The organism is Pseudomonas sp., assembly GCF_036404235.1.
GTDB lineage: Bacteria > Pseudomonadota > Gammaproteobacteria > Pseudomonadales > Pseudomonadaceae > Aquipseudomonas.
Window position 1 is genome coordinate 70,798 of record NZ_DASWOT010000047.1, and the last position, 10,748, is coordinate 81,545.

Genomic DNA, 10,748 nt, shown 5'->3' on the forward strand with positions numbered 1-10,748 from the left:
CGGACGCATCAACTGGGCCGGGCTTCAGATGCCCTGTGCTTCTACCGTACGCGCGGCTTCGATCAAGCATCGTGTCAGCTCTGGTGAGGAAAACTTGGTCAGTACAGCGTTCGCCCCCGCCGCTTTGGCTTTTTCGGCGTTCATCGCGCTGTCCAGAGAAGTGTGCAGCAGAACGTACAGATCCTGGAAGTCAGGCGTTTCGCGTAGAGTTCGTGTGAAAGCGTATCCATCCATCTCAGACATTTCAATATCGGACACCACGATGTTGATCTGCGCAGCGGTGCCTTGCAGGTCGAGCAATTGATCAATGGCTTCCCTGGCGCTACGAGCGGTATGGCATTCGATCCCCAGGCTTCGCAGGGTAATGATCGACTGTTGCAGCGCGACCTGACTGTCATCGACCACTAGAATCCGCGCCTTTGCCAGTACTTCTGCGTCTTCCGGCCTCAGCTCGGCACGCTCGGCGGTAATCCGGGCGGGCGCAATACCGTGGATGACTTTCTCGATATCGAGCACTTGAACCAGAGTGCCGTCGACCTGTGTCACACCGGTGATGAACGATTTGTTGCCAGCACCAAACGGCGGCGGGCGGATGTCGGTGGTCAGGCAGTGGACGATTTTACTCACCGCCTGCACATGTAAACCCTGCTTTGAACGACTGACATCCGTGACGATTAGGCAACCGCCATTGGGGTCTTCCAATGGGCGTTCACCAATCGCCCGGCTAAGGTCGATTACCGACAAGGATGTGCCGCGTAACGTCGCGACACCTTTGACATGGGGATGTGATTCCGGCAGGTGGGTCAGGGGAGGGCAGGGAATGATCTCGCTGACCTTGAGCAGGTTGATCGCCATCAGCTTGCCGCTGCGCAACGTGAAAAGCAGGAGCGAAAGTGAATCAGCGCGAACGTTTTTGGACATATGAACCTTCTGACATGAGTTGTTGGCTGCACGCAGCGGCAAACAGCTTTCGATGACGGGTTATCGACTTGCGGGCGACAGGCTTTAGCGCTTTCGGACTTGGGTGCTGTCCCGGCGTATTTTCGATATTGAGTGCATGGAGTTAAAAAGACCAATATTGGTCGCAATGACATCAAAAAGGTATTGGTCAATTTGACAATAAACTATATAAGTTTCTGATTTTAAACGAATAAATTGATGGCACGGTTTCTGATACAGGACAGATAACTTTTCAATCCTCATGTCAGGAGTCACCCATGTTGAATGCCCAGGATCGTGCGATCGTCAAAGCCACTGTTCCGCTGCTGGAAAGCGGCGGTGAGGCACTGACGACTCATTTCTACAAAATGTTGCTTAAGGACTATCCGCAGGTTAGGCCGCTGTTCAACCAGGCGCATCAGGACAGTGGTGCCCAACCTCGGGCCTTGGCCAACGGCATTCTGATGTATGCCCGTCATATCGATCAGCTTGAGCAGTTGGGCGATCTGGTGGCCCAGATCATCAACAAACACGTCGCGCTGCAAATTCTCCCTGAACACTACCCACTTGTAGGCACCTGCCTGTTAAGGTCCATCTCGCAAGTGCTGGGCAGCGAAATCGCTACACCCGAGGTCATCGGGGCTTGGGGCCGAGCCTACCAGCAGTTGGCGGACATTTTGATCGGCGCAGAAAAATCCATGTACGACGAGAAAGAGCAAGCCCCAGGTGGCTGGCGCGGTCCTCGTGAGTTCAAGGTCGCTGCCAAGGTCCGGGAGAGCGCGGAAATCAGCTCGTTCTACTTCTCGCCGGCAGATGGCAAGCCGATTCTGGATTTCATTGCGGGTCAGTATATCGGCATGCAGCTGTTTCTGGATGGCGAAGAGATCCGTCGCAACTATTCGCTTTCCGCGCTGGGGGGCAACAATCAATACCGTATCAGCGTTAAACGTGAACCGGGCGGTCGTGCCTCTAACTACCTACATGACAAGTTGCATGTGGGTGATCGAATCAACCTGTTCACGCCAGCAGGTGATTTCACTCTCGCGCATAACGACAAGCCACTGGTGCTGATCAGCGGCGGGGTCGGGATTACGCCGACTCTTGCGATGTTGGAAGCGGCATTGAGTACTGCGCGCCCGATCTACTTCATCCACTGCGCGCGTAACGGCGCAGTGCATGCATTTCGTGACTGGATCGAGGGCCAGGTTGCCGAGCACCCACAACTGAAGCGTTTCTACTGCTACAACGAAGACGATGGCGTGAGCCCGGCCGCCGATGCGATAGGTCTACTGGATCAAGCGCGTCTTGAGCAATGGTTGCCGGAGAATCGTGACCTTGATGCTTACTTCCTGGGGCCCAAAGGTTTTATGGTCGCGATCAAGCGTCAGTTGAAAATTGCCGGGGTTCCAGAGAAACAAAGCCGCTTCGAATTTTTCGGTCCGGCGTCTGTTTTGGAGTAAGCCTGCGACGTGTTGTCCTGCGGCAAAAAGCCGCACGCTTCTATATATATAGAAGCGTATCGTTTCCGAGTGTCTTCTGACCGGTAAAAATGAGCGCAAGCTGATCCGTTGCCTGCTGGAAGACATAGCCTTTGGTCCTGGCGATGATCAGGATCGGCGAGTCTGTGCGGTAAAGCGGGTGACCACTTGGCGGTCAAAAGACTCCGTATGGCCGTCGTGGGTTGAGTTGCCTGACGTCGGCCCTGATCATCGCGCCCGGCGCGGGGGTGGTGGGGCGGTGTTAAGCTCTCAGCCGGTGTGGGCATCGAAGCCCCGGTACGCATGGACTCCATTTCAAAGGGTATGTGAATGAGCGACAACACGGTTTATCTGCAGCGCGAAAAGCGGTTTTTGGTTTTGCTGGGTATCATCTGCCTCGCGCTGATCGGCGGTGCCTTGTACATGCAGGTCGTGCTCGGCGAGGCACCTTGCCCTCTGTGCATTCTGCAGCGGTACGCATTGCTGTTCATCGCGATCTTCGCGTTCGTCGGTGCGGCCATGCCTGGACGTGTGGGCGTCACGATTTGTGAAGCGTTGGTTATTTTTAGCGCGGTGGGCGGCGTGGTTGCTGCAGGGCGCCACGTTTACATTCAGACTCATCCCACGGAGAGCTGTGGTATCGACGTGCTGCAACCGATTGTTGATGGCCTGCCGTTGGCGTCGATGTTTCCGTTGGGTTTTCAGGTCGGTGGCTTCTGTGAAACGCCATATCCGCCAGTTCTCGGATTATCGCTTGCGCAGTGGGCTCTGATTGCATTTGTTTTGACGGTAGTCCTCGTTCCAGTCGGTATTATTCGCAATCGCCGAAAAGCGCGATGATTACAAAGTGTTGCGGCATGCATCACCCCGGACCCGTTAAGAAAATCGAGCCTTTTTGATGATTTATGGGCGTGATGTATGGCGCTATTTTTACCGAACGGGAAATTAACTGTTGCGCAATAAGTCATAGTCAATAAAACTTTACGTATCTACAATCGCCCCACTTAACGCCAGCAAGCTTGACGGCTAGCGGAAAATTAGGTCAGAAAGCGTTGTTTACGCTGCTGTATATGCGATTTTGGACGGCTTCTTGCGTGAAATTCTGAATGTCTGCGCCGAAAGGAATTGGTCTGCGAAGGCCACATTGCCACCATTCAAATAAGAAACCACAGTTACTCCGGATTTGTTACGAGGCCACCCGCTTCATGACAGGCCCCAGTTCAATCCAAAAATTTGCCAGCACCTGGCAGGGTGAAGTGTTGGCGGTCGAAACCCAACTGCGATGCGAAAGCTGCTTTTAGAGGTCGTGAGATGAGTAAAAAAAGGTACCCCAGGTTTTTTGGCTTCTTGGCCCTTTTCAGCATGCTCCTGCTCAGCGGGTGCGATTACACCCTGCTGAATCCCAAGGGCCATGTCGGCGTACAAGAACGTGACCTGATTGTCACTGCTACCTTGCTGATGCTGCTGGTGGTCGTTCCGGTCATTTTTATGACCATCATCTTTGCCTGGAAGTATCGCGCTTCGAATAAGAGCGCGACTTACACGCCTGACTGGGCTCATTCGACCAAAATCGAACTGGTTGTCTGGTTGGTGCCCTTTGCGATCATCGCCGTGTTGGGTTACATCACCTACAAGTCGACGCACGCGCTGGACCCATACCGTCCGCTCGAGTCCGACGTCAAGCCGGTGACTATCGACGTCGTCGCGCTGGACTGGAAGTGGCTGTTCATCTATCCGGAACAGGGCATCGCCACCGTCAACAAAATCGTGTTCCCGGCCAATACCCCGGTCAATTTCCGCATCACCTCCGACACGGTCATGAACTCGTTCTTCATTCCTGGGTTGGGTGGTCAGATCTATGCGATGGCCGGCATGCAGACCAAGTTGCACTTGATCGCCAATGAAAACGGCGTGTTTGACGGTATCTCCGCCAACTACAGCGGCGCAGGTTTCACCGGCATGAAGTTCAAGGCAGTCGCGACTACCCAAGCTGATTTCGATGCCTGGGTCGCTGAGGTCAAGAATTCACCTAAACAGCTGGCAACGGCTGAATACACTGCGTTGGCCAAACCTAGCGAACGGAACCCCGTTGAACTCTACTCCTCGGTCACTCCTAACCTGTTTCAGACCATCATCGACAAGTATGAAGGTATGAAGCCGGGCAAGATTGTCCACGAGAAGAAAGAAGTGGCCGGTATGGAAGGGTTGGACATGGGTAAGCATTCAGCTGCTGAGGCAGAGGAGTAAACGATGTTTGGTAAATTAAGTCTGGACGCGATTCCGTTCCACGAGCCGATAGTGATGATCACGATCGCTTTGATCGCTATCGGCGGTTTGGCGGTCTTCGGTCTGATCACGTATTTCAAGAAGTGGACTTACCTGTATACCGAGTGGCTGACCTCAGTCGACCACAAGAAAATCGGTGTGATGTACATCGCCGTCGCGATGATCATGCTGCTGCGCGGTTTTGCCGACGCCGTCATGATGCGCTCTCAGCTGGCCCTCTCCACTGAAGGCTCGCCTGGCTATTTGCCGCCTGAACACTATGACCAGATCTTCACCGCTCACGGTGTGATCATGATCATCTTCATGGCAATGCCATTCTTCACCGGCCTGATGAACATCGTCGTGCCGCTGCAGATCGGCGCCCGTGACGTTGCCTTCCCGTTCCTGAACTCGTTGAGCTTCTGGTTGCTGGTGTCCGGCGTGATCCTGGTTAACGTGTCTCTGGGTGTCGGCGAGTTCGCACGCACTGGTTGGGTCGCTTATCCACCGCTGTCTGAGCTGGGCTACAGCCCCGGCGTTGGCGTTGACTACTACATTTGGGCACTCCAGCTATCAGGACTCGGGACAACGCTAACCGGCGTCAACTTCCTGGTCACCGTGCTGAAGATGCGTACTCCCGGCATGAAACTGATGGACATGCCGATCTTCGCCTGGACCTGCACCTGGTCAAACGTTCTGATTGTGGCATCGTTCCCGATCCTGACCGCGACCTTGGCGCTGCTGACCCTAGACCGCTACATGGACTTCCATATCTTCACGAACGAGTTGGGTGGTAACCCAATGATGTACGTGAACCTGTTCTGGGCGTGGGGTCACCCTGAGGTTTACATTCTGGTTCTGCCGGCATTCGGGGTCTTCTCCGAGGTCATCTCAACGTTTACCGGCAAGCGTCTGTTCGGCCACCACTCGATGATCTACGCCAGTGGCGCGATCACCGTTCTGGGCTTCATGGTCTGGCTGCACCACTTCTTTACCATGGGGTCGGGTGCAAGCGTCAACGCCTTCTTCGGTCTGGCGACGATGCTGATTGCCATCCCGACGGGTGTGAAGCTATTCAACTGGCTGTTCACCATCTACCAGGGTCGTCTGCGATTCAGCGGGCCAGTGTTCTGGACCCTGGGCTTCATGGTCACCTTCTCCATTGGTGGTATGACAGGCGTTCTGCTGGCAATCCCGGGTGCTGACTTCGTACTGCACAACAGCCTGTTTGTAATCGCTCACTTCCACAACGTCATCATCGGCGGTGCGGTCTTCGGTTACATCGCCGGCTTCGCGTTCTGGTTCCCGAAAGCGTTTGGTTTCAAGCTGAACGAGAAATGGGGCAAGGCAGCGTTCTGGTTCTGGCTATCTGGTTTCTACGTAGCATTCATGCCGCTGTACGCACTGGGCTTCATGGGCATGACCCGTCGTCTGAACACCACTGACAACGCGGACTGGACGCCGTATCTGCACGTAGCGTTCTGGGGCGCGATGTTGATCGCCATCGGTGTTGCCTGCCAGTTGATCCAGCTCTATGTGAGTATCCGTGACCGCGAGCAAAACCGCGATCTGACCGGTGACCCATGGAATGGCCATACGCTGGAGTGGTCGCTTTCGTCGCCACCTCCGTTCTACAACTTCGCTGAACTGCCGAAGGCTGGAGAGATCGACGCGTTCTACGCGGCCAAGCGTGACGGTGAAGCGTACAAGGTTCCGGCTCACTATTCGGACATCCACATGCCCAATAACACCGCAACCGGCTTGGTCATGGGTCTCCTGCTGACCGTGTTTGGTTTCGCGATGATCTGGCACATCTGGTGGCTGGCGATCGCAAGCCTGGTTGGCACCATCGGTTACTTCGTCATCCACGCGGCACGTGACGATCAGGGCTACATTGTTCCTGCTTCGGAAGTGGCGCGCATCGAAGGCGAGCACCACAAGATCCTCGCCTCGGTTCGTAATGCCCAGGCAAACACTCCTGTCAACAAGCTGGAGCAGGCATAAACAATGTCCAACTTAGTATTTGAAGGTGCTAAAGGTCATGACCACGGTCATGACCATGCCCACGATCATCATGATACCGGTGAGATAAAACTCATAGGCTTCTGGATCTACCTGATGACGGACTGCATTTTGTTTGCGTCGATCTTCGCCGCATACGCAGTGCTGGTTAACAACGTCGCAGGTGGTCCGGCGGGCCACGACATTTTCGAACTGCCTTATGTCTTGGGCGAAACAGCTTGCCTGTTGCTCAGTTCCATCACCTACGGCTTCGCGATGCTGGCGATGCACAAAGGTAACAAGGGTGGCGTTCTGGGTTGGTTGTTCGTGACCTTCCTGTTCGGTCTGGGCTTCATCGGCATGGAGATCAACGAGTTCCACACGCTGATCTCCGAAGGCTACGGTCCAAGCCGCAGCGGCTTCCTGTCGGCGTTTTTCACGCTGGTCGGTACTCACGGTCTGCACGTGACCAGTGGTCTGATCTGGATGGCGATCATGATGTATCAGGTCCAGAAACATGGCCTGACGTCGACCAACTCTACTCGTCTGAGCATGCTGAGCCTGTTCTGGCACTTCCTGGACGTGGTCTGGATCTGTGTGTTCACCGTTGTCTACCTGATGGGGACCATTTAAATGGCTAATTCACATCATCACGCTGACGATGCCAACGCTGGTCACGGCAGCGTAAAGTCCTACATGATCGGTTTCGTACTGTCGATCATCCTGACCGCGATTCCATTCGGTCTGGTGATGTTCCCGACCATTTCGAAAGTCGCGACCCTGTGGATCATTCTGATTTTTGCAGTCGTGCAGGTACTGGTTCACCTGGTGTACTTCCTGCACCTGGATCGCTCGGCAGCACAGCGTTCGAACGTAATTGCCTTCGCCTTTGCGGGCTTGGTTATCTTCCTGCTGGTTGGCTTGACGGTCTGGATCATGTTCAGTATCCACACCGCCATGATGGCGCACTGAGGGAACCCTGATGTCACTGAAGCACTTTATCCAAATCACCAAGCCGGGGATCATTTTCGGTAACGTGCTTTCGGTGGCAGGTGGCTTTTTTCTGGCTTCCAAAGGGCATGTCGACTTCGGTCTGTTTTTGGCAGCGATAATTGGCACCTCGTTGGTTGTGGCGTCTGGGTGTGTGTTCAATAACTGCATCGATCGCGATATCGACGTGAAGATGGAACGCACCAAGAACCGCGTACTGGTTCAGGGCCTTGTTTCGTTGAACATGGCACTGATCTTTGCAACGGTTCTGGGTATAGCCGGTGTAGGTTTGCTTTACACCAAGGCCAACCCATTGGCGGCGTTGTTTGCAGTGATCGGATTTGTGATTTATGTCGGCTTTTATAGCTTGTACCTGAAGCGCAAATCCGTTCATGGCACATTGGTGGGCAGTCTCTCGGGAGCGATGCCTCCGGTGATCGGCTACGTGGCGGTGAGCAATTCTTTCGATCTGGCTGCGCTGACCTTGCTGGTTATGTTCAGCCTTTGGCAGATGCCTCACTCCTACGCTATCGCGATTTTCCGCTTCAATGACTACCTGGCTGCCTCGATTCCGGTTTTGCCGGTCAAACGTGGCATCCGGGTGGCCAAGCTGCACATTCTGATCTACATCCTGGCCTTCGTGCTGGCGACCTTGATGTTGACCTTCGGTGGCTACGCCGGTCTCAACTATCTGGCCGTCGCAGCTGCCATGGGCATGTACTGGCTGTACATGGCCTGGACAGGCTACAAGGCCAAGGATGACACCGTTTGGGCACGCAAGTTGTTCGTGTTCTCCATCTTCACCATCACGGCTTTGAGCGTGGCGATGTCGCTGGACTTTCAGGTAACCAAAGAGCTGCTCGTCACTTACGCAGCCCCTTGATGCACTGAGCTGAAACACAAAAAGCCCCGCTGTTCGAAAGAGCAGCGGGGCTTTTTCATGTTCTCTGGACTGAGCAACGGCCTCGGTCAGTGCGTTATGTTTTGCTGCGTATGAATCTGCCCATGACAAAACCTATCGCCTTGCATCATCATGTGTTCGTTCTATACAAGGATTGTGGTCAAGGTTGCGCAAACCGATCGCCCAGCGATAAAAAATGAATTATGACTGACGAAAATATTTCCGACTGTTCGCAAACAACGGATTCGATACCTCTCGTATCGATCATTGCGCCCTGCTATAACGCGGAAAAATATTTGGAAGGCGCGCTTGAAAGTATTTTTGCCCAGGACTACGGCAATTTTGAAGTCATCATCGTTGACGATGGTTCGACGGATAATAGCGTTGCAATGCTTCAAGCGTTACAAGGCAAATACGACTTCCAGCTGTACTCGCATGCCAACCAGGGTGTCAGCGCGACACTCAACCATGGCCTGAAATATGCCAAAGGGGTCTATGTTTCAACGCCAGACCTGGATGACATCATGCTGCCCTCCTCGGTACGTGTTCGCGCCGAATACCTCAATGAGCACCCGGATGTGGGTTGCGTGGGTGCGCTGATCATTTATATGGACAGCGAAGGCAATGACACCAAGGCGCAGAAACTGGATGGCATCAAAGCGCTGAGTTTCGACGAGATTTTGGGCGATGCCATAGTGGTGGGCGCGCCGGTCTCTCTGTACCGTATGGATGCGCTCAAGGCGGCTGATTTTTACGATCCTGATATCAAGGTTCAGGACTTTCAGATGACCCTCAGGATTGCTCACAAGGGGTATGGCGTCCATGTTCTGCCCGTTAGCGTCACGCGCTACCGTCGGCATCCGAATAATCTGTCGCGCCGGTACAAAGTCCTGCTGGATGCAGACCTGCGCACAATTGCCCCGTATCGCTCGCACCCGGCCTACAGCAGAGGCCACACCGCGATTATCAATAAGGCGCTGAAGTATGCGGTGGTGACTGACAAGAAGCACGCCTGGAGCCTTCTGCGTTCAATCCCTTTTCGGCAGTTCAACAAGACGACGTTTCGTCGCTTCAAGCGGTTGCTGCTGCATCGTGAGAGCAACTGAATGTGCGATTAACGGCGCCTTCTGCAATTCTCAGTGGATTTTACATGAAATTCCTCGAACTCCTCAAAACGCGTAAAACCAGAAAGCGTTTGCGTCAGATGGACAAGCTCGAAAGAGCAGCAGAAAAAATCCGTGTGCGCTACCCCAATTATGTCGTCGGTACAGGCACTTACGGTATTCCAGAGGTCTTCGAGTTCGGTGATGACACGATTTTGCGCGTGGGCTCTTATACGTCTATTGCAGCGGGTGTGCGCATTTTGTTGGGTGGTGAGCATCGCACTGACTGGCTCACTACATACCCGTTCCCGGCGATGATGGATGGCCTTGAAGACATCAAGGATTACGCACCGAGCAAAGGCGATGTGGTCATTGGTAGTGATTGTTGGGTTTGCGCCAATGCGATGATTCTTTCCGGTGTCACAATTGGTCACGGAGCGGTTGTTGCCGCAGGTGCGGTGGTTACTCGCGACATAGCACCCTTCGCGGTCGTTGGCGGCAACCCCTGTAAATTCATTCGTTGGCGATTCGACGAGGAAATACGCCAGCTGCTGCTGGATACGGGATGGTGGGACTGGTCAATCGATGAGGTGAAATCGGTTGCCCGGATATTGTCTGGTTCGGACATCAGCGCCTTCGTGGCCTACATAAAGTCCCGAAATGCAGCCGGTGCGTCACCACTGCTGCGGCCGGCGAATGATGGTAATTCTCAATCAATAGGAGCGGTATAGGTTCGGCGACAAAACACTTGGTGGCGTTTATTAGAGCTGCCATGCCCCTTCAGACAACGCATAGGCATCCACTTGGGCCTGCATCGCGAACAGGCTCAGGGCCAAGCCGAGCAGGCCGGTGTCAATGTGATAAGTCGAGTTAACGTTGTGTGCCAGCACCAGGCCGGACACCGTTGTGCAAGGTGCTTGCTTGAGGAAGATGTTCGCTGGTAATTGAGCATTATCACCCTACGGCTGTTTCTTCTCGTCAGCGGTCGGCTCCTTCGCAGGGCCCAATACGATCGCCAGATGCCGCAAATCCTCAATCACTACGCTGAAGCTTTTCCCTGACGGGCTCGCC

Annotated in this window: 11 protein-coding genes; 9 read left to right on the forward strand and 2 right to left on the reverse strand. The window is 54.1% G+C overall.

The features are described from left to right. Window positions 1-24: 24 nt before the first annotated feature. Complete coding sequence (locus tag VGC62_RS06200) at window positions 25-921, reverse strand: chemotaxis protein (protein ID WP_331186186.1); 897 nt, start codon at window positions 919-921, stop codon at window positions 25-27. 296 nt (window positions 922-1,217) lie between these two features. On the opposite strand from VGC62_RS06200, the gene hmpA reads away from it, so the two are divergent. The 9 genes from hmpA to VGC62_RS06245 all read left to right on the forward strand — a co-directional run bounded on the left by hmpA (window position 1,218) and on the right by VGC62_RS06245 (window position 10,408). Further along, window positions 1,218-2,399, forward strand: a complete 1,182-nt coding sequence (hmpA, locus tag VGC62_RS06205; RefSeq protein ID WP_331186187.1) for an NO-inducible flavohemoprotein — start codon at window positions 1,218-1,220, stop codon at window positions 2,397-2,399. Window positions 2,400-2,747: 348 nt separating this feature from the next. Continuing rightward, the gene (locus VGC62_RS06210; RefSeq protein WP_331186188.1) at window positions 2,748-3,257 is read left to right on the forward strand and encodes a disulfide bond formation protein B; all 510 of its coding nucleotides are present in this window, start codon (window positions 2,748-2,750) and stop codon (window positions 3,255-3,257) included. Between the two features lie 471 nt (window positions 3,258-3,728). Beyond that, complete coding sequence (gene cyoA / locus VGC62_RS06215; RefSeq protein WP_331186189.1) at window positions 3,729-4,664, forward strand: ubiquinol oxidase subunit II; 936 nt, start codon at window positions 3,729-3,731, stop codon at window positions 4,662-4,664. Window positions 4,665-4,667: 3 nt separating this feature from the next. Further along, window positions 4,668-6,686, forward strand: a complete 2,019-nt coding sequence (gene cyoB / locus VGC62_RS06220) for a cytochrome o ubiquinol oxidase subunit I (protein WP_331186190.1) — start codon at window positions 4,668-4,670, stop codon at window positions 6,684-6,686. A gap of 3 nt (window positions 6,687-6,689) precedes the next feature. Further along, window positions 6,690-7,316 (forward strand): cytochrome o ubiquinol oxidase subunit III, encoded by a 627-nt coding sequence (gene cyoC / locus VGC62_RS06225; protein ID WP_331186191.1) that lies wholly within the window; start codon window positions 6,690-6,692, stop codon window positions 7,314-7,316. Then, window positions 7,317-7,655, forward strand: coding sequence for a cytochrome o ubiquinol oxidase subunit IV (gene cyoD / locus VGC62_RS06230; RefSeq protein WP_331186192.1), 339 nt, complete (start codon window positions 7,317-7,319; stop codon window positions 7,653-7,655). Between the two features lie 10 nt (window positions 7,656-7,665). Beyond that, window positions 7,666-8,556 carry a heme o synthase gene (gene cyoE, locus VGC62_RS06235; protein WP_331186193.1) on the forward strand — a complete coding sequence of 297 codons (891 nt, stop codon included), beginning with the start codon at window positions 7,666-7,668 and terminating at the stop codon, window positions 8,554-8,556. Window positions 8,557-8,777: 221 nt separating this feature from the next. Further along, on the forward strand, window positions 8,778-9,680 hold the full coding sequence (locus VGC62_RS06240) for a glycosyltransferase family 2 protein (protein WP_331186194.1): 903 nt from the start codon (window positions 8,778-8,780) through the stop codon (window positions 9,678-9,680). A gap of 44 nt (window positions 9,681-9,724) precedes the next feature. After that, on the forward strand, window positions 9,725-10,408 hold the full coding sequence (locus VGC62_RS06245) for a CatB-related O-acetyltransferase (RefSeq protein ID WP_331186195.1): 684 nt from the start codon (window positions 9,725-9,727) through the stop codon (window positions 10,406-10,408). Between the two features lie 30 nt (window positions 10,409-10,438). Here VGC62_RS06245 and VGC62_RS06250 read toward each other — a convergent pair whose 3' ends face one another. Then, window positions 10,439-10,567, reverse strand: a complete 129-nt coding sequence (locus tag VGC62_RS06250; RefSeq protein WP_331186196.1) for a hypothetical protein — start codon at window positions 10,565-10,567, stop codon at window positions 10,439-10,441. Window positions 10,568-10,748: the final 181 nt, after the last annotated feature.

What these genes read in the sequence shown, in the direction of transcription:
- VGC62_RS06245 (WP_331186195.1), top strand. Translation starts at nt 9,725, where the DNA reads ATGAAATTCCTCGAACTCCTCAAAACGCGTAAAACCAGAAAGCGTTTG.
- cyoB (WP_331186190.1), top strand. Translation starts at nt 4,668, where the DNA reads ATGTTTGGTAAATTAAGTCTGGACGCGATTCCGTTCCACGAGCCGATA.
- cyoD (WP_331186192.1), top strand. Translation starts at nt 7,317, where the DNA reads ATGGCTAATTCACATCATCACGCTGACGATGCCAACGCTGGTCACGGC.
- hmpA (WP_331186187.1), top strand. Translation starts at nt 1,218, where the DNA reads ATGTTGAATGCCCAGGATCGTGCGATCGTCAAAGCCACTGTTCCGCTG.
- cyoE (WP_331186193.1), top strand. Translation starts at nt 7,666, where the DNA reads ATGTCACTGAAGCACTTTATCCAAATCACCAAGCCGGGGATCATTTTC.
- cyoC (WP_331186191.1), top strand. Translation starts at nt 6,690, where the DNA reads ATGTCCAACTTAGTATTTGAAGGTGCTAAAGGTCATGACCACGGTCAT.
- VGC62_RS06210 (WP_331186188.1), top strand. Translation starts at nt 2,748, where the DNA reads ATGAGCGACAACACGGTTTATCTGCAGCGCGAAAAGCGGTTTTTGGTT.
- VGC62_RS06240 (WP_331186194.1), top strand. Translation starts at nt 8,778, where the DNA reads ATGACTGACGAAAATATTTCCGACTGTTCGCAAACAACGGATTCGATA.
- cyoA (WP_331186189.1), top strand. Translation starts at nt 3,729, where the DNA reads ATGAGTAAAAAAAGGTACCCCAGGTTTTTTGGCTTCTTGGCCCTTTTC.
- VGC62_RS06200 (WP_331186186.1), bottom strand. Translation starts at nt 921, where the DNA reads ATGTCCAAAAACGTTCGCGCTGATTCACTTTCGCTCCTGCTTTTCACG.